18 protein-coding genes are annotated in these 24658 nt (G+C 72.8%); 6 read left to right on the top strand and 12 right to left on the bottom strand.

The genetic code is table 11. From position 1 onward, the window contains the following. Positions 1–3: 3 nt before the first annotated feature. From VA596_RS16340 to VA596_RS50815, 4 genes are all read right to left on the bottom strand, one after another. Complete coding sequence (locus VA596_RS16340; protein WP_323327928.1) at positions 4–2868, bottom strand: helix-turn-helix transcriptional regulator; 2865 nt, start codon at positions 2866–2868, stop codon at positions 4–6. A gap of 170 nt (positions 2869–3038) precedes the next feature. Next, positions 3039–5861, bottom strand: a complete 2823-nt coding sequence (locus tag VA596_RS16335; RefSeq protein WP_323327926.1) for an AAA family ATPase — start codon at positions 5859–5861, stop codon at positions 3039–3041. 107 nt (positions 5862–5968) lie between these two features. Next, a complete protein-coding gene (locus VA596_RS16330) occupies positions 5969–6730 on the bottom strand; it encodes a DeoR/GlpR family DNA-binding transcription regulator (RefSeq protein ID WP_323327924.1) in 762 nt (253 codons plus the stop codon). Between the two features lie 139 nt (positions 6731–6869). Then, on the bottom strand, positions 6870–8117 hold the full coding sequence (locus tag VA596_RS50815; RefSeq protein ID WP_458364011.1) for a cytochrome P450: 1248 nt from the start codon (positions 8115–8117) through the stop codon (positions 6870–6872). A gap of 104 nt (positions 8118–8221) precedes the next feature. On the opposite strand from VA596_RS50815, the gene VA596_RS16315 reads away from it, so the two are divergent. Next, entirely contained in the window at positions 8222–9394 is a 1173-nt protein-coding gene (locus tag VA596_RS16315) for a CaiB/BaiF CoA transferase family protein (RefSeq protein ID WP_323327917.1), read from the top strand. Here VA596_RS16315 and VA596_RS16310 read toward each other — a convergent pair. Then, positions 9379–9837 carry a GNAT family N-acetyltransferase gene (locus VA596_RS16310; RefSeq protein ID WP_323327915.1) on the bottom strand — a complete coding sequence of 153 codons (459 nt, stop codon included), beginning with the start codon at positions 9835–9837 and terminating at the stop codon, positions 9379–9381. The two genes, VA596_RS16315 and VA596_RS16310, sit on opposite strands and share 16 nt — an antisense overlap. A 3-nt stretch (positions 9838–9840) precedes the next feature. Next, positions 9841–10599 (bottom strand): HpcH/HpaI aldolase/citrate lyase family protein, encoded by a 759-nt coding sequence (locus VA596_RS16305; protein ID WP_323327913.1) that lies wholly within the window; start codon positions 10597–10599, stop codon positions 9841–9843. A 107-nt stretch (positions 10600–10706) separates the two neighbouring features. Here VA596_RS16305 and VA596_RS16300 point away from each other — a divergent pair, with 107 nt between their 5' ends. The 4 genes from VA596_RS16300 to VA596_RS16285 all read left to right on the top strand — a co-directional run bounded on the left by VA596_RS16300 (position 10707) and on the right by VA596_RS16285 (position 13603). After that, positions 10707–11465: a thioesterase II family protein gene (locus VA596_RS16300; protein ID WP_323327911.1), complete on the top strand. Its 759-nt coding sequence runs from the start codon at positions 10707–10709 to the stop codon at positions 11463–11465. Between the two features lie 72 nt (positions 11466–11537). Beyond that, a complete protein-coding gene (locus tag VA596_RS16295; protein ID WP_323327909.1) occupies positions 11538–12377 on the top strand; it encodes a phytanoyl-CoA dioxygenase family protein in 840 nt (279 codons plus the stop codon). Between the two features lie 100 nt (positions 12378–12477). Beyond that, on the top strand, positions 12478–13335 hold the full coding sequence (locus VA596_RS16290; protein WP_323327907.1) for an NAD-dependent epimerase/dehydratase family protein: 858 nt from the start codon (positions 12478–12480) through the stop codon (positions 13333–13335). An 88-nt stretch (positions 13336–13423) separates the two neighbouring features. Next, on the top strand, positions 13424–13603 hold the full coding sequence (locus tag VA596_RS16285; RefSeq protein WP_323327905.1) for a hypothetical protein: 180 nt from the start codon (positions 13424–13426) through the stop codon (positions 13601–13603). 160 nt (positions 13604–13763) lie between these two features. Here VA596_RS16285 and VA596_RS16280 read toward each other — a convergent pair whose 3' ends face one another. From VA596_RS16280 to VA596_RS16265, 4 genes are all read right to left on the bottom strand, one after another. Beyond that, positions 13764–14483: an HAD family hydrolase gene (locus VA596_RS16280; protein WP_323327903.1), complete on the bottom strand. Its 720-nt coding sequence runs from the start codon at positions 14481–14483 to the stop codon at positions 13764–13766. Further along, a complete protein-coding gene (locus VA596_RS16275) occupies positions 14483–15364 on the bottom strand; it encodes a LysR family transcriptional regulator (RefSeq protein ID WP_323327901.1) in 882 nt (293 codons plus the stop codon). The genes VA596_RS16280 and VA596_RS16275 overlap by 1 nt, the downstream gene beginning before the upstream one ends. A gap of 141 nt (positions 15365–15505) precedes the next feature. Further along, positions 15506–15874: a DoxX family protein gene (locus tag VA596_RS16270; protein ID WP_323327899.1), complete on the bottom strand. Its 369-nt coding sequence runs from the start codon at positions 15872–15874 to the stop codon at positions 15506–15508. Positions 15875–15944: 70 nt separating this feature from the next. Continuing rightward, positions 15945–18296: a glycoside hydrolase family 95 protein gene (locus VA596_RS16265; protein WP_323327897.1), complete on the bottom strand. Its 2352-nt coding sequence runs from the start codon at positions 18294–18296 to the stop codon at positions 15945–15947. Positions 18297–18515: 219 nt separating this feature from the next. Here VA596_RS16265 and VA596_RS16260 point away from each other — a divergent pair, with 219 nt between their 5' ends. After that, the gene (locus VA596_RS16260) at positions 18516–19952 is read left to right on the top strand and encodes a carotenoid oxygenase family protein (protein WP_323327895.1); all 1437 of its coding nucleotides are present in this window, start codon (positions 18516–18518) and stop codon (positions 19950–19952) included. Here the strand turns inward: VA596_RS16260 and VA596_RS16255 are convergent. Both VA596_RS16255 and VA596_RS16250 read right to left on the bottom strand, forming a co-directional pair. Continuing rightward, positions 19949–20710 (bottom strand): SDR family oxidoreductase, encoded by a 762-nt coding sequence (locus VA596_RS16255; RefSeq protein ID WP_410171889.1) that lies wholly within the window; start codon positions 20708–20710, stop codon positions 19949–19951. The genes VA596_RS16260 and VA596_RS16255 overlap by 4 nt on opposite strands. A 97-nt stretch (positions 20711–20807) precedes the next feature. Next, positions 20808–24401, bottom strand: a complete 3594-nt coding sequence (locus VA596_RS16250; RefSeq protein WP_323327893.1) for a discoidin domain-containing protein — start codon at positions 24399–24401, stop codon at positions 20808–20810. Positions 24402–24658 lie beyond the last annotated feature (257 nt).

Genomic DNA, 24658 nt, shown 5'->3' with positions numbered 1-24658 from the left:
CGATCATCCCTCCCGCCGCGTGTCGGCCCACGTCTGGGCGAGCCCGGACCGGCCCTTGACGCCGAGCTTGCGGTAGACCTTCGTCAGCCGCAGTTCGACCGTGCGCAGGGCGATCGACAGCCGCTCCGCGATCTCGCGGTTGGCCAGCCCCTCGGCCGCGAGCGCCGCGACGTCCCGCTCACCCGGGGAAAGGCCGTCGGTGCTAGGCGTGCTCGGGCGCCGCACCGGCTCGGCCGGACGGCTCGCCTGGACCGGGACGCCGAGCCCGGCGTCGGCCAGCGCCCGTTCCCGGACGGCTTCGAGCACGTCCCCGGTCCCCCAGCGCCGGGCGATCCCCAGTTCTTCGGCGAAGAGCGTCTCGGCGGCGTCCGGCTCGCCGAGCTGCCACAGCGCGATCCCGGCCATCGTCCGCCACGGCACGAGCATCGGGTTGACCCAGTGCCGCGACCGCAGCATCCGGCCGCACTCGCGCAACGCGGAGAGAGCGCTTTCCGGCTCGCCGGTGGCGCGGGCCAGCTCGGCGCGCGCGTAAAGCAGGAAGGCCCAGCCCACGCCGTTTTCCGCCCCGTGGGGCACCGGCGCGACGGCCAGGTCCCGCGCCTCGCCGAGCCGCCCGAGCCGGACCAGCGCGGTCAGCTCCCCCGCAATCCGCCGCGAGACGAGTGCCGGGTGCCAGCTACCGGGCGGCAGCTCCCGCCGAGCCGCGGCAAGATCGAGCACGGCCTCCTCCGGCCGGTCCCCGTGCACCGCCGCGACCGCCCGGTAAAGCAACGCCTGAGCGGCCACCGGCCGCGCCTCCCGGCGGCGGGCCTCGGTGACCAGCTCGGTCAGCCCAGAGGTCGCTTCGTCGAGGTCATGGCAACAGATCAACGCGCGGCAGGCGGCAATCCGCGGCATCATCGGCGCGTCGTCGCGGGCGGCCAGCGCGGTATGCGCGAGTTCGCGCACGCGGTCCCGGTGCTCGGCGCGAGTGGCCAGCCGCCAGGCGGCGACCCCTGCCTGCGCGGGTCCTGGCGCGGGTTCGGGAAGGGGGGTCACCGGGAGTTCGGGCTCGGCGGATGCTTCTTCCTGGGCAAGCCAGCCGAGGGCGCTCAAGGCGGCCGCCGCCGCGCGCGGCAAGGGCGACGCGGTTTGGCGAGTTGTCTCGGGATCGCTCCGGCCAAGCGGCAGATCCGCCGCAGCCGGGAACAAACCCGCCTCCTGCCCTGTCGCCTCGGCATCACCCCGACCAAGCAGCAGGTCAGCGACGGACGACAGTTCCGGCGATGCGCCCATTTCCAACGCGGCTTGGTGGGTCGCCTCCGTGCCGCGAGCAGGCAGCGGATCGGCCGCGGAGGGCGCCGAACCCCATAGGCGTCGCGAAACCGCCGCGCGGGTCGCATCGGCATGACTCCAGGCAGGAGGCAGCTCCGCCGCAGACGACAGCGAACCCACTCCCGCTGCCGTACAAAGCTCCGAAGCCGCCTGCCGCGTCGTCTCCGCGTCGCCCCGGGCCAGCAGCAGGTCCGCTGCCGTGACCACCGAAGGCAGCGAGCGCAGTTCTGGCGACGTCAGGATCTGCCGCAACCGGCCGTCGCTCGCCTCCGGGGCCGTCGCGACCTCGATCGCCGCCAAGCGGGTCAGCACCGCTCCGCGGTCGCCTGGTTCCATTGGCTCGGCCAGGGCCCTCCGCAGGGCCTCCGCCGCCGGGCCGGGACGGCCCTGGCGGAACCGTTGCGCCGAGGCCTCGGTCAGTACCGCCGCTGCCCAGGAGTGGCCGACCGGCGGGGCCGCGCAGAGCAGGTCCGCGACGGCCGGGGCCCCGGCTCCCGCTCGACGGCCCAGCTCCGCCGCCCGCAGGTACAGCTCGGCGCGCGCGTCCGGGTCCATTGCGGCCAGGACGTCCACGCCGAGGTGGGGGTCGGCCAGCCGGGGCGAGTCGGACGCCGTCACCAGGCCGCTCGCGACCAGGGGGGCCAGCGCGTCCGGCATGCCTTTCGTACTAAGGCGGGCCAGCGAACCGGCGACCTCGAAGCCCAGCTCCGTCCCGCAGACGGCCAGCACGCGCAGCAGTTCGAGCGAGCCGGCCGGCAGGCCGCGGATCAGCCGCTCCGCCCGCTCGGTGGTGACCGCCCTGGCCAGCGTCACCAGTTCCGGGATCTGCTCGGGCCCGGGCGGCAGGCCGCGCTCGGTGAACCGGTCGGCCAGCTCACGCAGCACGGCCGGGCGGCCGCGGGTGACCCCCAGCACCGCGGCGGCGAACGCCTCGCCGGCCGGCACGCCCAGCGCGTCTTCGAGCAGCTCGGTGGTCTCCGCGGCGCCGAGCGGGTCCAGCGCCAGTTCGCGCACCGGGGAAGGCTGGTCCAGGTAGCGGGAAAGCCGGTCGTGGGCGGCCGAGACGAGCAGCACCGGGGCCTCGTCGGCCCGCCGGGCCATCGCGTCGAACCAGGCGAGCGACCAGGAGTCCGCCCACTGCAGGTCGTCGACCGCGAGGACCACCGGGCGCTCCCGGGCCAGCTCGGTGAACGCGTCACACAGCAGCGCGACCGGGGTCGCGCAGTCGCCGCCGAAACACGCCGTCGCCAGCTCCGCGAACCGGGCCGGCGGGTACAGCCCGGCGATCAGCTGGGACACCGCGCCGTACGGGATCTCCGCCTCGACCGGCGAGCAGGACGCGACGGCGGCGGCCACCCCACGAGCCTGCGCCGCGGCCACCACGCGGTGGACGAGGGTGCTGCGGCCGACGCCGGAAACCCCGGAGAGGGCCAACCGGCCCGAGCGCCCGGCGGCGACGTCGTCGACCAGCTCGGTGACGACCCTCAGTTCGCGATCGCGCCCGATGACCCGGACGTCCGAGCCGGTGACCCAGCGTGTCTGGAGGTCGGGCATCGGCGACCTCCCACCGTCTCGATCGGTGACGCTCAGACGAGCGATTCTGCACCGAAGGTTACAACTCGGACCCGAACACCGCCGTCGGGCCCGCACCCGGCCGGGGAATCTCTGCCCGCACGACCAGTCCCGTATGCAAACGCGGGCAAGACCTCACCATCCGTGACCGGTCACCACGCCCGCAGGGCCTGCGCCAGCTCCCCGCGGCCCTTGATGCCCAGCTTCCGGTAGACGCTCGTGAGGTGCAGCTCGACCGTCCGCTGGGTCAGGAACAGCGACTCCGCGATCTCGCGGTTGGTCACGCCCTCCACCGCCCGTTCGGCCACCCGCCGCTCGCTGCCGCTCAGCGCGTCGGCCGGCGACGCCGTGCCGCTGCGCATCCGCCCGCCCGCCTCCGCGAGCGCGGGCAGCGCCAGGCCGAGCAGCTGTTTGTCCCGGCTGAGCACGGAAAGGTCGATCGACCGGCGCAGCCGTTCCCGCGCGCCCTCGGCGTCGCCACGCCGCAGCAGCCGCCGGCCGAGCAGGTACTCGGCCTTGGCGTGCTCCAGTTTCGCGGGCGATCCCGCCAGCAGCTCCACGGCCTCTTCGAGCAGCTCGACGCCCGCGTCGCCGTGGGTCACCAGGGCACGCGCGGTCATGGCCATCCCGGCCGCCCGCGCCGTGCCCCACCGGGCGGCCGCCTCTTCGACGGCCTCAATCGTGGCGACGCCCTCGCTCACCCGGCCGAGACCGGCGAGCAGCTCGGTCGTGTCGTACCACCACGGCGACATCACCGGGTTCTCGATCCCGGCGTCGGCGAGGCTGTCCCCGCACCGGCGCAGGTACACCAGCGCGCCCTCCGGGTCGCCGAGCGCCGCCCGCGCCCGGGCCCTGGCCATCAGGAACCAGTGGTACTCCAGCGTGAAGTTCTCCAGCCGCGGCCGGACGACGGTGTCCAGCACCTCCTCCGCGCGGACCGGGTCTCCCTGGCGCACGAGCATCGCGCCGAGCGCGGCCTGCGGCATGGTCACCCCGGGCGCCCAGCGTTCCTGCGTCACGACGTCGAAGGAGAACTGCGCGTCCGCCAGCGCCTCGGGCAGGTTGCCGGTGAACTGGTGGATGAGCGCGCGGGTGCTGGCCCCCAGGGTGTACGTCCAGGCCTCGCCGCGGCGCTGGGCGTGGGCCAGCAGCTCGTTGATCGCGCCCAGCGCCGGCCCGACGTGGTCGGCGAGGTACAGCGCGAGCACCGCACCGAGCACCGCCCAGCCGCCGGGTGCGACGTCCCCGATCCGCAGCACCTGCCCGGCCTGGGCGGCCACCTCGGCCGCGGGACGGCCCTGCAGGGTGCCCAGGGACGCGAGCATGCCCAGCAGCTGCCGTTCCTCCGCGGTGTCGCCGTCCGGCGGGACGACGTCGCGGAAACGCGCGCCGACCTGCCCGACCGTGGACTTCTCGTCCATGCCGGAGATCAGCAGCACCGACTCGGCGAGCGTGCGCAGGGACTTGTCCGCCGGGGACGGGTCCGGCCCCAGCTCGGCCTCCAGCGCGTCGAGCACCTCCCCGACGAGGGCGAAGGCGCGCAGGGAGTTCTGCGACGTCAGCGAGATCAGGGCGTACAGCACCACGATCGGGACCCGGCGGCGCGGGTCGGCGACCAGGTCGAGGGCGTGCTCGAGGTGCCGCAGCGACGACTTCGGGTCGATCTGCCCCTGCACCCGGGCCAGCTGCACCAGCAGCTGGACGCTGTCCTCGTCGGCCTGCAGCGCCCGCGCCAGGTACCGCGCGGCCGCCGCCGGCGCGCCCCGGCTCTCGGCCGCGGCCGCCGCGTCGCGCAGCACGTTGACCATCCACGGCTGCGGCACCGAGGCGAGCTGCAGCAGCAGGATCGCGACGTCCTCGGTGGGACGGCCGCTGTCGTTCAGCAGGGTCGCCGCGCGTTCGCGCAACGCCGCCAGCTCGGCGGGCGGCACGGCCGCCAGCACCGCAGAGCGGATCAGGTCGTGGGCGTAGTCGAGCCGGTCCGGCTGCAGCAGCTCGTTCGCCCGCAGCGCCCGCACGGCGCCACCGGCGGGTCCGGGCTGGGTGCCCGCGAGCGCGGCGATCGTCTCGAGCTTTTCCCCGCCCAGCACGGCGATCGCGCGCGCGACGGCGAACGCGTCGGACGGCAGCCGGTCCAGCAGCGAGCGCGCGACCACCTCGCGCCCGAGCTCCTCGAGCGTCCCCACGTGCGCGGCGTCCGGCACGACCTGGCCGCGCAGCCGCGCCACCACGCGGTCGAGCAGGAACGGGTTGCCGCCGGTGACCTCGGCGCACTTGGCGGCGAACGCCGGGTCCGGCGGCACGCCGAAGCGCTCGCGCAGGACGTCCGCGACGGCTTCGGCGGGCAGCGGCGAGAGGTCGACGGTCAGGCAGCTCAGCGTCGCGCCGATCTCGCCGAGCACCTCGGGGCCGGCTTCGTCGGGTCCGGTGCGCTGGGTCATCAGCACCAGCAGCGGCAGGTTCTCCGCGCGGCGCAACAGGAAACCCAGCCAGCGCAACGACGTCTCGTCGCACCACTGGACGTCGTCGACGGCCAGCACGACGAGGCCCTGGGCGGTCAGGCCCGCGGTGAGCCAGTGCAGGCCGTACATGACGGAGTAGGTGTCGGCGCTGTCGGCGGCGTCGTGCTCCGGCACGAGCGCGGGCAGCGCGAGCCGGGCGCTGCCGGTGAGCAGCTCCTCCGGGTCGTCGCCGTCGAGCCGCAGCGGCTCGAACAGCGCGCGGACGGCTTCGTAGGCGGCGGACCCGCTTTCCGGGCAGCCGACCGTGAGCACCGTCGGGGCGACGCCGTCCAGCTCGTCGAGCGCGGCGGCCAGCAGCTTGGTCTTCCCGATCCCGGCCGGGCCGCGCAGCAGCACCGCCTGCCCCTCGCCGAGCGCCGCGCCGCGGGCCCGGTCGACGAGCAGCTGCAGCTCCCAGTCCCGGCCGGCCAGTTCCGTCGCGGGCACCGCCCGCAGGCCACTCCGCAGAGCCACCGTGTCTCCCGTCCTCGCTCCCGGACCGGCGCGGCCCGGTCCGGGCCCACCCTGCCAGGGCGGCGGCGACCCGGCCCGGCGAGTCCCGGGGAACGGGAACCGCGACGTCAGACCGCGAGCACCCGGGTGCCGGCGCGGCGGATCTCGTCGGCGGCCACGAGGTCGACGCGGTCGTCGGTGATCAGGGTGTCGACGTCTTCGACGTCCCCGAACCGGGCGAAGTGGTCGTTTCCCACCTTGCTGTGGTCGGCCAGCACGACCGTGCGCCGCGCGGCCGCGATCGCCGCGCGCTTGACCATCGCCTCCGACGAGTCCGGGGTCGTGAGGCCCCGCGCCACGGAGATGCCGTCGGTCGCCATGAACGCGACGTCGACGTAGGTGTCGCCCAGCGCCCGCAGCGCCCAGTTGTCGACCGCGGCGAGGGTGCGGCCCTTGACCCGGCCGCCGACGAGCATCACGGTCACCTTGCCGCGCCCGGACAGGGCCAGCGCGATCGTCACGGCGTTGGTCACGACCGTCAGCTCGCGGTCCACCGGCAGGATGTCGGCCAGCTCGCCGACCGTGCTGCCGGCGTCCAGCAGGATCGCGCCCTCGTCGGGTACGAGGTCGAGGGCGGCGCGGGCGATCCGGCGCTTCTCGACGACCATCGCGGGATCCCGGTGGGGCAGCACGAAGTCCGCCACCCCGGCGTCGACCGGGATGGCCCCGCCGTGCACGCGGCGCAGCACCCCGCGGCGTTCGAGGGCGGTCAGGTCGCGCCGGACGGTCTCCGTGGTGATCTCGAACCGCGTCGCCAGGGCCGCGACGTCCACCCGGCCGTTCGTGCGGGCCATGTCCAGGATGGCCTGATGGCGCTCCTCGGCGTACATCGTCGCACGTCTCCCTCGCGGTTTCCCGAGGTCCGCACGCTACCCACCGCCCGCGGCCGTCCACAACGGTTTCATGCGGTTACCGGGGACTTCCCGGTATTCCCGCGCTCACGCTGCTCCGGACACCCCGGGTGCGAGATCATCCGGCGGTGCGGCCCGTGGCCCGGGTCAGCGCGTCAGGGGCAGCGCGGCCATCCCGCGCAGCGCCGGGTTCGGGCGGCGCTGCACCTCGCCGCCGAGCGCCAGGGCCGGGAACCGCTTGCCGATCTGTTCCAAGAGGACGGTCATCTCCAGGCGGGCCAGGGCCGCGCCCAGGCAGAGGTGCAGGCCGTGGCCGAAGAACAGGCCCCGGCCGCCGTCGCGGGTGATGTCGAAGCGGTCCGGGTCGGCGAACCGCGCGGGGTCCCGGTTGGCCGCTCCGACGACCAACACCGAGCACCACGATCGCCTCGCCCGCCGGCAGCTCGACGCCGCCGACCACCGCCGGCCGGACGGCCGCCCGCTGGCTCATCTGCGCGGAGCCGTCCCAGCGCAGCATCTCCTCGGCCGCCCCGGCGGCCAGCCCGGGATCCCCGGCGAGCAGGGCGAACTGCTCCGGGTGGGTCAGCAGGGCGTGGATCCCGATGCCCAGCGCGCCGGCCGTGGTCTCGTAACCGCCGCCGAACAGCACGACCAGCGACCTGAGCACGTCCTCGGTGCCGGCGTCGGGCCCGGCGAGCAACGCGGACGTCAGGTCGTCACGCGGCTCAGCGCGCCGTTGCTCGATGAGGCCGCCGAAGTAGGCGCGGTACTCGACGGCGGCCGCGTCGACCTCGGCGCGCAGGTCCGCCGACATCGCCGGGTTGACCTGCCTGCCGATCAGGTCGGTGACCCGGCGGAGCTCGTCGTGGTCGGCTTCGGGCACCCCGACCAGGTCGCCGATCACCGCCATGCCGAGCGGGTACAGCACGGTGCCGACGAACTCGGCCGCGCTGCCGTCCGCCGTCGCGTCGGCGAACCGGTCCAGCACGCGGTCGACGGACCGGCGGACCGCGGGTTCCAGCGCCTGGACGCGCCGGACGGTGAAGTCGCGCATGAGCAGCCGGCGTTCGCGGGTGTGCTCCGGCGGGTTCTTCCAGGGCAGCAGCTCGGCCAGCAGCACCATCGCCGGGTTGTCGCGCCAGCCCGGCCGATGCTCGTCGCGCCACTGCGCGTCCAGGACCAGGAAATTCGTGCCGTCGGCGAGCAGCGGCTGGCAGTCGGCGAACCGGCTGACCACCCAGCTGTCGTAGACCTCGCTGCGGAAGACCGGCGCCTCTTCGCGCAGCTTCGCGTAAACGGGGTACGGATCGGCGAGCCCGGCCGGGGTGGCCAGGGACAGCAGGGCTTCGTCGGCAGCTGCGGACAAGGGGGATCCCTCCAGTCGCGGGTCGGTGCCCGCAGTGTTCTCCCCCGCGCCCGCGGCGGGGCAGGGTCCGGGCCCGGGCTTCACCCGGATGGCAGGATGCGGAAATGCCTCTGCCCCTCGACGGCGTCACCGTCGTGTCCTGCGAACAGGCGGTCGCCGCGCCGCTGGCCACCCGGCACCTCGCCGACCTCGGGGCGCGGGTGCTCAAGATCGAACGGCCCGGCGGCGGCGATTTCGCCCGTGCCTACGACGAAACCGTGCACGGCCTCTCCAGCCACTTCGTCTGGCTGAACCGGTCGAAGGAGAGCGTCACGCTCGACCTGAAGAGCGACGCCGCGCCCGCGATCATGGCCAGGCTGCTCGACGAGGCCGACGTGTTCGTGCAGAACTTCGCGCCCGGCGTGGCCGAACGGCTCGGCCTCGGCGCGGCGGAGATCCGCGCGACGCGGCCTCGGCTGATCACCTGCTCGGTGTCGGGCTACGGCTCCAGCGGGCCCTACCGCGACGCCAAGGCGTACGACCTGCTCATCCAGTCGGAGGCCGGGCTGGTGTCGGTGACCGGCACCGAAGCCGAGCCGGCCAAGAGCGGGATCCCGGCCGCCGACATCGGCGCCGGGATGTACGCCTTCTCCGGCATCCTTTCCGCGCTCTACGACCGCGAACGCACCGGCGCGGGCACCGAGCTCGAGGTGAGCCTGTTCGACTCGCTGGTCGAGTGGATGGGCTTCCCGCTGTACTACGCCGGGTACGGCGGCACCCCGCCACCGCGGACCGGCACGAGCCACCCGGCCATCGCGCCCTACGGCACCTTCACCGCGGGCGACGGCACGGAGCTCGTGCTGGCCGTGCAGAACGACCGCGAGTGGGCGGCGTTCTGCGAGCACGCCGTCGAACGGCCCGGCTGGGTGAGCGACGCCCGGTTCGCCACCGGCAGCGCCCGGGTCGCGCACCGCGGCGAGCTGGAGGAGGAGATCGGCACGATCTTCGCCGCGCTGACCGGCCCGCAGCTGGAAGAGCGCCTGACGGCCGGCCGGATCGCCCACGCGCGCCGCCGCGAGCTGCCGGACGTCCTGGCGCACCCGCAGCTCACCGCGCGGGACCGGTTCGCCGAGGTCGGCACGCCCGCCGGGCCCGTCCGCGCGACCCTCCCGCCGATCACCGTGCCGGGCCGGGCGCCGCGGATGGACGCCGTCCCGGCCCTCGGCGAGCACACCGACGCCGTGCTGACGGAGTTCGGGTTCGACGCGGAAGCGTTGCGGCGTCAGGGCGCCGTGTAGCGCATCGCGATCTTGTGCGGCCGGGGCCGGCCGGTCTCGCGGAAGCCGAGCCGTTCGTAGAAGGCCTTCGCGCGGGTGTTGACGTCGAGGACCTCGAGGACGACGTCCTGGCCACGCGAAGCGGCTTCGGCGGTCAGCGCTCGGACGACGTGCCCGCCGATGCCGCGGCCCTGGTGGTGCGGCTCCAGCTCGATCCGGCCGAGGACGACGTCTGTCCCGGTGTCGTCGACGACCAGCGCGCCGGCGTCGTGGCCGTCGACGGTGACGATCTGCGTGCGCGCCGCGTCGAAGTGCTGCTCGTGGTGGGCGCGCTGCGCCGGTTCGTCCCAGCCCCAGATCGCCTCGACGTACTCGCCGAGGGCGGCGCGGTGCAGCTGGAAGCAGAACTCGTCGTCACCCGAGCGGGGCTGGCGCAGCCCGACCTGCCGGGTCTTCCGGGCCATCGGCTACTCCCCCAGGATCCGGCGGGCCCGGGCCAGCACCGGCTTGTCGACCATCTTTCCGTCCACAGTAGACACCGAGTCGCCCGCGGTGACGACCCGGCGGGCCCACGCCAGCTCGGCTTCCGTCGGCGCGAACCCGGCCCGTACCGGTTCGATCTGCTTCGGGTGCACACAAAGCTTGCCCGCGAAGCCCATGCGGCGGGCGTAGCGGACGTCGGCGGCGAGCCGTTCGCCGTCGGCCAGGTCCGTGGTGACGCCGTCGACCGGTGGCGCGAGCCCGGCCGCCGCCGAGGCCACGACCAGGCGCGAGCGCGCGTAGGCGAACGGCTCCGGGTCTTCGGGCGCGACGCCCAGCTCGGCGCCGAGGTCGACGCTGCCGAACGCCAGGCGCGTCACCGACGGAACGGCGGCCAGCTCACCCGCGCGTTCGACGCCGAGCGCGGTCTCGACCAGCGCCACCACCTCGCGGAACCCGGCGAGCACCCCCGGCGTCGCCGCCTTGGGCACCATCACGGGGACACCGCGGTCGGCCACCAGGGCGGCGTCGGCGTCGAACCAGGGGGTGCCCGCCGCGTTGATCCGCACCATCGCCCGGCCGCCGCCGGCCAGCCACTCCGCGACCGCGGCCCGGGCGGCGTCCTTGTCCGCCGGGGCAACCGCGTCTTCGAGGTCGACCAGCACGACGTCGGCGCCGCTCGCGGCGGCCTTGCCGAAGCGGTCCGGCCGGTCGCCCGGCACGAACAGGAACGTGGTCGCGGCCACCGGCGCCTCTCCGGTCGGGCGCAGTCCGGCGAAACTGGCGAAAGCACCGGACCGGCCGTGTTTCACTGGTCGTGACGACGATATCCCGACCGCGGAGGACGGACGACTTGCGCAGCGAAGACGGCGACACGGCGGCCTGGGTCCGCCGGTTCCACGACGCCACCGGCAGCCCCGCCCGCCTGGTGTGCTTCCCGCACGCGGGCGGGTCGGCGAGCTTCTTCCACCCGGTTTCCGCGCGCTTCTCCCCCGGCACCGAGGTCGTGGCGCTGCAGTACCCGGGCCGGCAGGACCGGCGGCGCGAGGCCTGCATCGACGACCTCGGCAAGCTCGCCGACGAGATCGCCGGCCGGCTCGCCACCCTGAGCGCCAAGCCGACCGTGTTCTTCGGGCACAGCATGGGCGCGGTGCTCGCGTTCGAGACCGCGTACCGGCTGGAACAGGCCGGGACCAACGCGCCGGCCACCGTCGTCGCGTCGGGCCGGCGGGCGCCGTCGACCCGACGCGAGGACCGCGTCCACGAGCGGGACGACGCGGGCCTGATCGCGGAGCTGCGGCTGCTCAACGGCACGGACTCGGCGGTCTTCGGCGACGACGAGCTGCTGCAGCTGGCGCTGCCGTCGATCCGCGGCGACTACACCGCGATCGAGACCTACCGCTGCGAGCCCGGCCGCCGGATCGCGGCCCCGATCGCCGTGCTGACCGGCGACGCCGACCCGAAGACGACGCTCGCCGAAGCCGAGGCCTGGCGCGAGCACACCGAAGGCACCTTCACGGTGCGCGTGTTCGCGGGTGGGCACTTCTTCCTCGCCGACCACCAGGCGGACGTGAACGCGGAGATCGCCAAGCACCTCGGCGCCGTGGCCTGAACCCTGGGGTTTTCCCGAGCCGCGTGGTGCGACGGTGGCTGTCACGGACACCGCGAGGCACCAGGAGGCGCCATGGCCCTGCTGACCCGGCTGACCAGCAAGTCCACCGTGGAGGACGTGAGCGAGGTCCTCGACCGGGACGGTGTGGTGGTCGTCGAGGACCTGGTCGAAGACCCGACCCTCGACGGCCTCTGGGCGGACCTCGGCCCGGCGCTCGACGACGTCGTCTACGGCGACAACATCTTCTCGGGCCAGCGGACGAAACGGCTGTGCTCGCTGTTCGCGCGGAGCCGCCGCACGGCCGACGTCGTGCTGCACCCGCTGTTCCTCGGCGCGGCCCGCCGGCAGATCTCGCGACCGTCGCCGGAGTGGTTCGGCACGAACCTCGCGGGCGTGGCGCCGAGCGTCCAGGTGAGCAGCACCCAGGTGATCCAGATCCGACCCGGCGAGACCGCGCAGCCGGCGCACCGGGACGACGTCGCGCACCTGCTGCGCAGCACCGGGCACCCGAGCCGGGTGCAGCTCATGCTGGCCCTGGACGACTTCACCGCGGACAACGGCGCCACGGTGTTCTGGCCGGGCAGCCACCGCTGGGAGCCGGAGCGCGACCCGCGGCCGGACGAGGCGGTGGCGGCGGAGATGACGCCAGGTTCGGCCGTGCTCTGGGTCGGCGGGCTCCTGCACGGCGGCGGCGCGAACCGCACCGGCGAGGCGCGCACCGGCCTGACGATCGCATTGACCCGCGCGAACCTGCGGCAGGAGGAGAACCAGTACCTCGCCGTGCCGCCGGAGATCGTGCGCGAGTACCCGGAGGAGGTCCAGCGGCTGCTGGGCTACGACCTCTGCCCGCCGTTCCTGGGCTGGTACGAGCACCACGACCCGCGTTCGGTACTGGAGCAGCCGCGCGTCTGATACCCCGCGGGCATCACAGCGGACGGAAGGGGTCTTGGACGCGGGACCGGGCCTCGCGGAGAGTCGGAAGGGAACCACTCCGACCACGAAAGGTCCCACGATGAAGGTCTTCCTCACCGGCGGCTCCGGGTACGTCGGCCGCTCGACCGTCCGGGCGCTCGTCCGGCACGGCCACGAGGTGAGCGCCCTGGCCCGCAGCGACGCCGCGGCGTCCGTCCTCACCGGACTGGGCGCGCGCCCGGTGCCCGGCGGCCTGACCGCCACGGACGTGCTCCGCGCGGCGGCCGCCGAAGCCGACGGCGTCCTCCACCTCGGCCAGCACTACGGCCCCGACACCGCCGAGGTCGACCGCGCCGCGGCCGACGCCCTGCAGGACGGCCTCGGCGACCGCGGAACGTACGTCCACACCGGCGGCGTCTGGGTGTACGGCGACACCGAGGGCGTCGTCGACGAGGACGCCCCGCAGCGCCCGCCGGCGATCACCGCGTGGCGCCGCGCGAACGAGGACCGCGTCCTGTCCCGCGGCGGCAACCCGGTGCTGGTGATGCCCGGCCTGGTCTACGGCCACGGCGGCGGCCTCGCCGAGACGTTCTTCGTCGCCCCGGGCCGCGAAGAGGGTTCGGTCCCCCTCATCGGCGACGGCACCAACCACTGGGCGCTGGTGCACGCCGACGACATCGCGGAGCTGTACGCGCTCGCCCTGCAGGCGCCGCCGAAGTCGGTGTACGCCGGGGTGAGCGGGCAGAACGTCCCGCTCGCGGAGATCGTAACCGCCCTTACCCACGCGGCGGGCTGCCCTGGCCAGGTCACGCGCCTGACGTACGCCGAGGCGTCGGAGCGGATGGGCCCGATCGCGGAGGCGTTCGCGCTGGACCAGCAGCTGACCCCGGCCCGCGCACAGCGTGAACTCGGCTGGACGCCCCGGCACCTGGACGCGTTGACCGAGTTGCGGGGGTAAGGGCTCTTCCGGCCCGGTGCTGCGTGAACGTCCGATGCGGCGGCGGTGGCCTCAGGCCGAACGTGGACTCCGACGAAAGAAGGAGACCATGCGAGGCGACTGGATGTACGACTGGGTACGGGTGGAGATGGACTACCGCGCGGGCCCGCGACCGGTGTCCCCTCGGCGGCCGGACCGCCAGCCGGCCCGGCACTGGCGGGCGCTGTGGGCGGGGTTGTTCGCGGGGCAGGGGCGGGCCGGGGTGCCGCACGGGGGTTCGGTGTCGTAAGGCTTTGCTCTTCAACTCCGCCGGCGGTTCAGGGGCCGGTGCGAGCGCGGTCCAGGCGGTCACGCATCTCGGTTTCCGCGCTCGCCGGGTCTCCGGAGGCCACCGCCTTCGGGAGCACGGTCGGCCGGGCGGCGCCGAACACCGTCGCGAGGCCCAGTGCTCACCGCTCAGCATCCTCCGGCGCACCTCGGCGATCAGCGCGTCCCGGGTGTTCGTGAGCCGCGGCGTGGACCCGTTCGACGACCGGGACCAGGCCGGCCAGTCCGGGGAGCACCGCGTCGGCGACCGCCGGGTCGTGGGGTTCGGCGTGCCGGTTGATCCACACCCGCGGGATGCCGAGCGCCCGCGCCGGGACCATGTCGTGGAAGTGGCTCTGCGCGACGTGCACCCAGTTCTCGCGGGTGGCGCCGAACGACGCGGCGAACCGCTCGAAGTGGGCGTGCCCGGGTTTGTAGGAGCCGACGTCCTCCGCGGTCACCACGGCGTCGATCGGCACGCCGAGCCGTCGCTGGGTTTCGCCGATGAGGTCGCGGTCGCAGTTCGTCAGCAGGGCGAGCCGCCAGCCCGCCTCGCGCAAGGCCGTCAGCGCGGCGCGGGTGTCCGGGAAGACGGGCCAGTACGGGAGCCCGGTGCCGAGCACGGACGCGTCGTCGGCGACCAGGTCCAGTCCCGCCTCGGCCGCCGTCCGCCGCAGCGACTCGGCGAGGACCTCCCGGTACCGCCGCACCGGCACCTCGGCCTGGACCTGCGGTTCGATCCGGTTGTAGACCTCCAGCAGTTCGGCACCGCGGCCCGGGTACAGCAACTCGATGCCGGTGGCGATGCCGTGGCGCCAGTCCACGAGCGTGCCGAAGCAGTCGAACGTCGCCCAGCGCAGCATTACGCGTCCTCTCGGTCAGCCGGTACGAGCGTTTCGAAGATCTCCGCGAACTCGTAGACGAGGCGCGAGCGCCGGGCCGCGATCCAGGCGAGGCACACCTCGTTGGGCGGCAGGTCCTCGACCGGCACGTGCACGACGTCGGCGCGGGTGTAGTACTCCGAAGTGGACAAGGGGATGACCGCGATCCCGCGCCCCGCCGCGACGTGTTCGAGCTTCTCCTCGACGCTCCCGAACCCGCGCCGCACCGGAGCGGCGCCTTCGCGGAACTCGACCGCGATGTCGCGCCACTCCGGCACCGCGTCCGGGTCGTTGAGGAGGTGCTCGTCGGTCAGGTCGCCGACCAGCACCGCGTCCTTCCCGGCCAGCCGGTGGTCGGCCCGCAGCACCGCGACGCGCGGCTCCCGGAACAGCGGCCGCACGGTCAGCCCGCGCCGGTCGATCGGCAGCCGCACCACGCTGACGTCGGCACGGCCGTCGTGGAGGACGTCGACCTGGTCGTCCCAGGTGGTCCGGACGAGCTCGACGGCGAGGCCGGGATGCCGCCCGGCCAGTTCGCGGACGGCCTCGGTGACCGTGATGCCGGGCATGAACCCGACGGTGAAGGCCGCACTCCCCCGCGCCGCCGTGGCCACGCGTCGTCGCAGGCCATCGGCCGAGGCCAGCAACGGCCGGGCGTCGTCGAGCAGCTGACGGCCGGCGTCGGTGAGTTCGGTGGATCGCCTGTCCCGCCGGAACAACTGAGCCCGCAGCTCCCCTTCGAGCGCCCGGATCTGCCGCGACAACACGGGCTGCGCGATGTGCAGCCGAGCCGCCGCCCGCCCGAAGTGCAACTCTTCGGCGACGGCGACGAAGTACCGCAACTTCCGCAGATCGACATCCACCGCGGCCTCCCCGAGGTCTGAGACCTTCAGGGTATTACGGCCGCCCCGGGACGGCTGGCAAGCAGGCAGGTGCGCAGCCGGGGCGGATGCAGCGGAAGCCGTCCATCAGGAAACCGTGCAGCAGAGCGACCGGGAGGAAGGTCAGCCGGCGAAGCGGCCCACAGCGACGAACGCTGCCAGCACCAGCAGCACGACGTTCATCGGCAGCGCCTTCGTCTCCTTGCGGCGCGCGTGGACGATGATCGCGCCGATCTGGACGATCGCCAGTCCGGTCGCGGCCAGCGGGGTGAGCACTCGCGCGATGTCGAGCGCCCACGGCAGGATCAGGCCGATCGCGCCGACGATCTCGATCGCGCCGATCGCCTTGATCGCCGTCGCGGAGAAGTCCGCCGTCCACCCCATGTTGGGGTTCTCCAGCAGCTTCTCCCGCGGGGTCACGAGCTTCATGCCCCCGGCGCCGAGGTACAGCGCGGCCAGTACACCGGCGACGATCCACAGGACGACGTTCACGGTCACTCCAAGGTCCGGAAAGGTGCCAGAAAAGATGATTGAACACTACATCTTTTCCGGAGGGTAGACCTCAACTTGGCGAGACCGTGACCGACCCGCCGGGCCGCAGGGTGACGACGCGCTTCCAGGCCCCGGCGCGCACCTCGGTCCGCGTCCCGCCGACGCTGCGGATCACCGCCCGGGTCACCTTGCCGTCGCGCCACGCGACGTCGACCTCGAACCCGCCGCGCGCGCCGATCCCGGTCACGCTCCCCGAGCGCGCCCACGCCGACGGCAGCGCGGGCAGCAGTTCCAGCACGCCCGGCCGTGAGTACAGCAGCATCTCCAGCATCGCCGTGGGCGCGCCGAGGTTCGCGTCGATCTGGAAGATCGTGTAGCTGCCCTGGCTGTACATGTCGAAGAAGTTCGCCGCGGTGCCGTTCCCGTTGCCGACCGACGGCCGCATCACGGTGAGCAGCAGCTGGTACGCCTTGTCGGCGTCCTTCAGCCGCGCCCAGCACGCCGAGCGCCACGCGGTCGCCCAGCCGAAGCTGTCCATCCCCCGCGCGGTCAGCAGCGCACGCACCCCGCCGAGCAGCTCGGCCGGCGACGTGTCCGTCGCGATCCGGTCGCCAGGGAAGAACCCGATCAGCGGCGACAGGTGCCGGTGCGTGGTCTCGCCCAGGTTGTCCGGCGACATCCACTCCTCCAGCCACCCGGACGTCGGGCTCACCTTCGGCAGGTACAGCTTCCGCTGCAGCCCGGCGATCCGGTCGCCGTACGCGCGGTCGCGGCCCAGCGTCGTGACCGCCGCGCGGTAGTGCTCGAACAGGTCCCAGACGATCTCCTGGCTGTAGGTGTTCCCGAGCGTGTCCTGCGGGCCGTGCTCGGGTGACCAGTCGTGGTCGTCGACCAGGACCTCGCGGCCGTCGACGGTCGTCGTGACCAGCCGGGCCTCCCAGAATTCGGCGGCGCCCTTGAGCAGCGGATAGATCCGCGCGAGGTAGGCCTTGTCCTGGGTGAACGCGTAGTGGTCCCACAGCGAGTTGCACAGCCACGCGTTGCCGGCGGGGTGCCACCACCAGCCGGAGCCGCCGTAGATGTTGGTGGAGAACGCGATCGCCCAGCCGCCGATCCTGCCGCTCGTGTTGCGGAAGCGGTTTCTGGGGTCGTTGAACAGCTTCTTCGTGGTGTCCGTCCACACGGGAAGCTGCGAGAGGCAGTAGTCGGCCAGCGCGGTGAAGCTGCCCGGCAGGGCCGCGCGGTCGGCCAGCCAGTAGTTCATCTGGACGTTGATGTCGGTGTGGTAGTCGCTCATCCAGTCGGGCGTGTTGTTGTTCTGCCACAGGCCTTGCAGCCCCATCGGCAGGCCGTCGCGCGAGCCGGTGATCGTCAGGTACCGGCCGTACTGGAGGTAGGACGCCTCCAGCTCCGGGTCGGGCGTCGCCGGGTCGTCGTGCCGCGCCACCAGCCGCGACCACGAGTCCAGCGACCGCTTCGACGCCGGGGACGAGCCCAGGTCGAGGCTCATCCGGTCGTAGAGCCGCCGGTAGTCGGCGACGTGCGTGGCCAGCAGCGCGCCACCACCGGCCCGCAGCGCGCGGGACGCCTTCTGCTTCGCCAGCGCCAGGGGGTCGGCCGACGCGTCGAGGAACTTCCGCGCCGCGTCGGGCACGTAGTTCGTGCCGCCCGAAAACACGATGACGACCTCGCGGCAGCCGGTGAACACCACGGTGTTCCCCTGCTGCGCCACCTTCCCGCCCTGGCTCGACGCCGCGGCCGCGCACGCGTACTTCAGCCCGTTGGCGAAGGTCGCGGTGAAGGCGGGCCCGCTCAGGACCTCGTCGCGCGTCGGCTCCAGGGCGACCGTGCCGGTCAGCGTCCCCCGGCCTTCGCTGGTCAGCCGGACGACCACGACGTCGTCGGGGTGGCTCGCGTAGACCTCGCGGCGGTACCGGGTGCCCTGACTCGTGTAGGTGACGGTCACCAGGCCGTTGCTCAGGTCGAGCGTCCGCCGGTAGCCCGTGACGCCGGTGTGCGCGGGCACCGAGATCCGCGCTTTCGCCAGCAGCCCGAGGGTGCCGAACTTCTCGCGTTCGTAGGGGAACTGGCCGTCGTCTTCGAGGACGTCGTTGGCGCCGCCGGTCCAGAGTGACGCGTCGGCGAGGTACAGGAAGTCGGCGGTCGGATCACCACCGACGAGGGCACCGATCCGACCATTCCCGATCGGCAGGCCCTGCTCGATGATCTTGTCCTCGGCCGCGGGCGCCGGGTACCACAGGGTCGTCGCCCGGCCGTCGGGGACGAGGTCCGCCGCGGCCGGGCGCACGACGTCTGCGCTGGCAACGAAGGGACGAACGCCACTCAGGGCGATCCCGGCACCGACCGCGCCACCGAGCTTGAGGAAGGCGCGGCGCGAGGGCGGGAGGGAAGGGTTCGACATGTCGGATCCGTTCGGCGTTGAAGGCGGGGACCGGCTTGCAGCCCGCCAAACATATGACCTATCCGGATCCGGGGTCAAGATTCTTCGTAATTAATCCGATAATACGAACAGCTCGGCAGCTCGACGGCGCAGGCTTCCCGGTTCGATACCGATCGGTATCGTGTGCTGAGGGAGGCGGCGGTAGCGTGCTGACCACCACCGACGAAAGGCCTGCCACCGGTGCCGACCAACCCGTTCCTCGAAGGCGCCTTCGCCCCGATCAGCCAGGAGCACACGCTCACCGAACTGGCCGTCACGGGGCGGATCCCGGACTTCCTCGACGGCCGCTACCTGCGCAACGGCCCCAACCCGCTGTCCGAAGTGGACCCGGCGGCCTACCACTGGTTCATGGGCGACGGCATGGTCCACGGCGTCCGCCTGCGCGACGGCAAGGCCGAGTGGTACCGCAACCGCTGGGTCCGCAACCCCTCGATCGACGCGATCCTCGACGGCGGCCGGCCGCGCACCACCCCGCACAACCTCAGCGCCAACACCAACGTCATCGGCCACGCCGGCAAGACCCTCGCGCTGATGGAGGCCGGCGCCAACCTCTGGGAGCTGACCGACGAGCTCGACACGGTGGGGCGCTGCGACTTCGACGGCACCCTGAGCGGCGGGTACACCGCCCACCCCAAGCGCGACCCGCGGACCGGCGAGCTGCACGCCGTCTCCTACTCGCTGACCGGCGGCAACAAGGTCACCTACTCCGTGATCGACACCGCCGGGCGGGTCCGCCGCGAGGTACCCGTCGAGGTCACGGGCGCGCCGATGATGCACGACTTCTCCCTGACCGAGCGGCACGTCGTCTTCTACGACCTGCCCGTGACCTTCGACGCGGGCCTGGCGACCGCCTCGATCCCGTCGCCGGTGCTGCGCGCCACCGCCCGGCTCGTGCTCTCCGCGGTCATCGGCCGGGTGCGCATCCCCGACCCGATCACCGCCCGGATGGCGTCGAAGATCTCCGCCAACGGCAGCCTGCCGTACCACTGGAACCCGAAGTACCCGGCGCGGATCGGCGTGATGCCGCGTGAGGGCGGCAACGCCGACGTCCGCTGGTTCGACGTCGAACCCTGCTACGTCTTCCACCCGCTCAACGCCTACGACGACGGCGACAGCGTCGTGCTCGACGTCGTCCGCCACCCCCGGATGTTCGACCGGCAGCTGCGCGGCCCCGACGAGGGCGTGCCGACCCTGGACCGGTGGACGGTCGACCTCTCCGCCGGCAAGGTCATCGAAGAACGCCTCGACGACCGCGGCCAGGAGTTCCCCCGCGTCGACGAGCGCGTGGTCGGCCGCCCGCACCGCTACGGCTACGCGCCGTCGGTGACCACCGGCGCGAACCCGTCGGACGCGCTGTACAAACACGACTTCTCGAACGGCTCGACGCAGGTGCGGTCCTTCGGGGCCGGCCGTTCACCGGCGGAGTTCGTCTTCGTGCCGCGCTCCGAGGACGCCGCGGAGGACGACGGCGTCCTGGCCGGGTTCGTCCACGACGCGGCGACCGAACGCAGTGAGCTCACTCTGCTCGACGCCGCCACGCTGGAGACGGTCGCCGCGATCCACCTGCCGGACCGGGTGCCGGCCGGCTTCCACGGCAACTGGCTGCCGAGCGCCTAGCGCTTCCGGTAGCCCAGCACCCCGGCGTCGGCCTGCTCGGACAGGTACTGCGCGAAGGTGATCCGGCCGTCGAGGTGGTGCGGCGCGAGGTGCCCGCCCTCGGCGTACGCCCGGAACGTCTCCCCCGGCACCTTCACCGAGACGATCTTCCGGCGCCGGCCGCTCGCCTCCGCGACCGCTTGCGCCAGCTCGGCCGCCGCGAGGATCTCGGGGCCGCCGAAGTCGTCGACACGGCCCGCCGGGTCGCCCGTGGCCAGGTCGGCCAGGCGCGGCGCGACGTCCCGGACGTCCACCGGCTGGAACCGCACCCGCGGCACGGGCAGCACCGGCAGCCGGGACGCGCCCGCGAACAGGGTCCGGACCAGCGCGTGGAACTGCGTCGCCCGCTGGATCGTGTACGGCAGGCCGGACGCGGCGATCAGCTTCTCGGTCTCGAACTTGGCCTTGTAGTAACCCAGCGGGACGCGGTCGACGCCGACGATCGAGACGTAGACCAGGTGCGGTCCGCCGGTCCAGCGCGCGGCCTCCACCAGCGTCCGCGCGAGCGCCGTCTCGTGCCGGAAGTCGGTGGCGCAGTGGACGACGGTGTCGACGCCGGCCAGTGCGCTGTCGACGCCGCGGCCGGTCCGCAGGTCGCCGGGCACGACGTCCGGGCCGGGCCGTCTGCTGAGGACGCGGACCTCTTCGCCCGCCGCGCGCAGCCGCTCGGTGACCACCCGGCCGAGCTGCCTGGTGCCGCCGGTGACCAGGATCCGCACTAGGCCCACCTCCACCCGTCCAACGCCGTCAAGGCCACCTTACGGGCGACAGACGCCCGTAAGGTGGCCTTGACGGCACTATTCGATCAGCTGCGGATCAGTTGCGGACGATGGTGAACGTGCTCGTCGTGTTCCGGATGTCCTGGGCGTTGTTGCTCAGGGTGAGCCCGGTGAACGTCGCCGAGCCGACGGCCGGGCCCTGGCCCGGTTCCGGCAGCTCGTTGGCCCAGATGCCGATCCCGGACTTGGCGTCGAAGGCGTCCCCGCTGCGCTGGGCACCGCTGATGTTCACGTTCGTGAGCACGGTGTCCTGCACGGAGTTCTGCGGCTGGTTCCCGACGTAGTTCGTCTGGAACATGATCCCGCTGTAGGTCGGGCTCTGGATGTCCACATCGGACACCCGGATCCCGCGGAACTCCTTGGAGGCGGAGAACATCCAGATCGCCGGGAACGTCTGCTGGCCCCAGAAGTGGCCGCCCGCCCGGATGAGCGAGGCGTTCTGGACCGTCGTCGGCTGCGGCCCGAACCCGAGGAACGGGTAGCCGAAGTCGAGCGAGCTGATCGTGATCGCCGAGTACGTCAGCGTGTCCGCGATGTAGAGGTTGCGGAAGGTGTTGTTGTACCCGCCGTAGACCGCCAGCCCGGCCGCGCGCCACGGGGTGAGCGCGGTCAGGTTCTCGAACACGTTGTCGTACTGGTTGCCCTGGTTGATGTCCGTGGCGGCGAACAGCGCGAAGCTGTCGTCACCGGTGGACCGGGCTTCGTCGTTGACGACGTGGTTGCCGGTGCTCCCGTTCGTGAGGTTGATCCCGTCGGCGAAGGTGTCGCGGATCCGGGAGTTCTTGATCGTGGTGTTGTCCACGTTGGTGCCCCACACCATGACCACCTGGTGCTCCACCCAGATGTTGTCGATCGTCAGGTTCGCGACGTTGGCCAGGTTGAACACCTTGCCGGGGCCGTCGATGCGGGAGGTGTAGTTCCCGAACACGGCGAACCCGCTGACCGTCGACCCGTTGGCGGTCGACTGCACGTCGAAGCCGATGTCGGTGTTCTCCTGCCCGGACGGCGCGGAGAACTTCGTGAACCACGGCCCGGCGCCGATCAGCGTGATGGCCTTGCCGTAGACGTTCACCTTGCTCGACAGCGAGTAGTCCCCGGCCGGCAGGTAGACGCCGGTGAGGGTGCTGTCCTGCCGGACCTTGTCCAGGGCGGCCTGGACGTCCTGCTGGGTGAACCCGGCGGGGACGGCGAAGTGCGCCGGGTCCGGGTTCGCCTGCGCGGTGGCCTGCTCGAAGTTCACGAAGTCGATCGCGTAGTTCGTGCTGTTCGCCGCGTCCTTCTGCAGCTTGATCCGGCTGCCCGCCGGCACGGTGGTGCCGAGCAGCGCGCTGGCCTCGTCGTAGATGTGGCGCGGGCCGGTGCCCGGCGAGTTGCCCGGGCCGGTTTCGGCGCCGTAGAGCCACGCGTAGTGCGAGGTCAGGTCGATCGCCTTGAGGAAGGTGCCGTTGACGTAGACGTTGATCGTCGAGTTGATCCCGCCACCACCCGCGGAGTCCGGGATGGAGAAGCGCGTGACCAGCGTGTTCGTCGCCGCCCGCGTCGTGAACTCCACCGAGGCGCCGGTCGAGTTCAGCGTGACGGCCTTGCGCCCGGACGCCTCGCCGGCGAGGTCGCCGATGGTGCGGTTCGGGCCGACCACCGCCGCGCCGCCCGCGAGGACGCCGTCCTCGGCTTCGTACATGTCGTAGGGCATGTTGGCGCCCTGGCCGACGAACAGCGACTGCGTGGTGGTGTTGTTGGCCTGCTTCACCGGCAGCTCGTTGGCGTCGTTCGCGACGACCGTCTTCACGGTGTACTTGCCGTTGGCCGCGGTCCACGTGCCGACGTTCACCGGCGACGCCGTGGCCCCGGCCGCGATGGCGCCGGAGTACGAGCCGGTCAGCGTCTTCACGACGGTGCCGTTCGCGTCGGTGATCGTCACGGTCACGCCGTGGGCTCCCGAAGCGGACGCGATCGTGCCCTGGTTGCGCAGGGTCACGCTGAAGGTCACCGTGTTGCCCGCCGACGGGTTGTTCGGCGACCAGCCGGTGGCCGACACGAGGTCGGAGCTCTGCACCGGGCTGACGACGAGCGCCGTCGAACCGGTGAAAGAGTTGTTGTTCTCGTTCTGCTCGATCACGGCGTTGGCCTCGTCGACCTTGGCCGTGAGCTGGTAGCTGCCCGCGTTCTGGGCGCCGATGTTCGCCGACACCGTCGTCGACGCCCCGGCCGCCAGCGCGCCGACCGCCGCGGTGCCGACCTTCGTGGTGCCCAGGTAGAGGTTGACGTTGGTCGCGCCGGACGCCAGGTTCCCGGCGTTGCGGACGGTCGCCGACGCGGTGATCGCGTCGGTCTCCACCGGGTTCTGCGGCGACCAGGAGACGCCCGAGACCGTGAGGTCCGGGTTCGGCGCGGGGACGCCGATGACCTGGAACTCCGCGGCCTGCCCGCCGCCCGCGCCGGAGTTGGCGGTGACGCGCAGCCGGACGTCGGCGACGCGGCCGCTCAGCGGGATGGTGACGGTGTTCCCGGTCGACGGGCTGAAGCTGTAGGTCTGCGCGGCCGCCAGCGTGGTGAACGTCGAGGACGCCTGCTCACGGCCTTCGACGGCGATGGTCTGCGTGCGCGGGCCCCACGAGGCGTCCGGGTTCAGCTTGACGACGACCTGGCTGAGGTCGGCGTTGGAGCCGAGCCCGACGGTCAGCAGGTTCGGGTAGGTCCCGCCGCCGCCCTCCCAGTACGTGCTGGTCGAGTTGTCGTTCGCGTTGGTCGCGACGAAGGTGAACTCCGTCGACGACGCCGTGATCGGCTTGCCCACCGCGAGGTTCGTGCCGACCTGGGTGCCGTTGCGGGTCACGGTGTTGCTGTTGCCCGACACGTTGCCCGCGGCGTCCTTGGCCCGGACGTAGTACGACACGGTCGTGCCGTCGGGCTGGTTGTCGGTGTAGGTCAGGACGTTCCCGGCGACGCTGCCGCGCAGCGCGTTGTTCGCGTAGACGTCGTAGCCGGTGACGCCGATGTTGTCGGTCGAGGCCGACCAGGTGAGCCGGAGCTGCCCGCTCGCGGGCGCGGTGTAGGCCAGGTTGCCGGGCGCGGACGGCGGCTGCGTGTCACCGCCGGAGGTGCTGCCGTGCACCTCGAACTCGGACAGCTGCGCGGCCGGCCAGCCGGTGTTGGCCGTGACGTTCAGCCGGACGTAGCGGGTGCTCGCGGTGAGGTTGATCGTCACCGTGTTGGCCGTCGCCGGGTCGAACCGGTAGCCGGCGGAGGCGACGAGCGTGCTGAAGCTGCTGCCGTTGGTGCTGCCCTGCACGGTGAGGGTCTCGGTGCGGGCCTCCCAGCCGGTCGGCAGCTTGAGCACGAGCTGCGCGACGTCGGTGGTGGCGCCGAGGTCGGCCTGGACCCACTGCGGGAGCTGGTTGTTGACGCTCTCCCAGTAGGTGGCCTGGTTGCCGTCGCCGACGTTGGAGACGGGGTATTCACCCAGCTGGCTGCTGGCGGTGTAGGTCGCGGAGGCGGCCTGGACCGCCGCGACGGCGGTGGGGACGGCGGTCGCGGCCGGGGCGCCGCTCGCCGCGACGGCGGGTGCGGCCAGGAGGAGGGACAGGGCGGCGTAGGTCGCCGCGCGCGACAGGAGTCGCTTCGTTCTCATGGGGTTCCTCGGATCCGGGGAGGAGGGGAGACGCATCGTGCGAGCGCCGGCCCGCGGGGGCGGGACGGTGCGAGACCAGGGAACGGGGACACGCGGCGGCCGGGGCCGGTGGCGCGCGCGGGCAGGACGAAGCAGCCGTCATGGACACCTCGGCGTTGAGGAGCTGGGCGGGATCTTCCTGACTCCTGCCGCGATTTCTCGCGCGGTTGTCAGGTTCTTGCACTGATTCGTTCAAGAGTTACAGTGACGGGGGTCTC

The sequence above is a fragment of the Amycolatopsis heterodermiae genome (genome assembly GCF_034929455.1).
GTDB lineage: Bacteria > Actinomycetota > Actinomycetes > Mycobacteriales > Pseudonocardiaceae > Amycolatopsis > Amycolatopsis heterodermiae.
Note: the sequence above shows the minus strand (reverse complement) of the source record. Positions and strands in the feature narration are given on the sequence as shown.

Bases quoted from the DNA above. Each gene is read 5' to 3' on its own strand.
- VA596_RS16315 (WP_323327917.1), top strand. From the start codon at position 8,222: ATGCCTCTGCCCCTCGACGGCGTCACCGTCGTGTCCTGCGAACAGGCG.
- VA596_RS16340 (WP_323327928.1), bottom strand. From the start codon at position 2,868: ATGCCCGACCTCCAGACACGCTGGGTCACCGGCTCGGACGTCCGGGTC.
- VA596_RS16330 (WP_323327924.1), bottom strand. From the start codon at position 6,730: ATGTACGCCGAGGAGCGCCATCAGGCCATCCTGGACATGGCCCGCACG.
- VA596_RS16310 (WP_323327915.1), bottom strand. From the start codon at position 9,837: ATGGCCCGGAAGACCCGGCAGGTCGGGCTGCGCCAGCCCCGCTCGGGT.
- VA596_RS16250 (WP_323327893.1), bottom strand. From the start codon at position 24,401: ATGAGAACGAAGCGACTCCTGTCGCGCGCGGCGACCTACGCCGCCCTG.
- VA596_RS16285 (WP_323327905.1), top strand. From the start codon at position 13,424: ATGCGAGGCGACTGGATGTACGACTGGGTACGGGTGGAGATGGACTAC.
- VA596_RS16295 (WP_323327909.1), top strand. From the start codon at position 11,538: ATGGCCCTGCTGACCCGGCTGACCAGCAAGTCCACCGTGGAGGACGTG.
- VA596_RS16265 (WP_323327897.1), bottom strand. From the start codon at position 18,296: ATGTCGAACCCTTCCCTCCCGCCCTCGCGCCGCGCCTTCCTCAAGCTC.
- VA596_RS16290 (WP_323327907.1), top strand. From the start codon at position 12,478: ATGAAGGTCTTCCTCACCGGCGGCTCCGGGTACGTCGGCCGCTCGACC.
- VA596_RS16280 (WP_323327903.1), bottom strand. From the start codon at position 14,483: ATGCTGCGCTGGGCGACGTTCGACTGCTTCGGCACGCTCGTGGACTGG.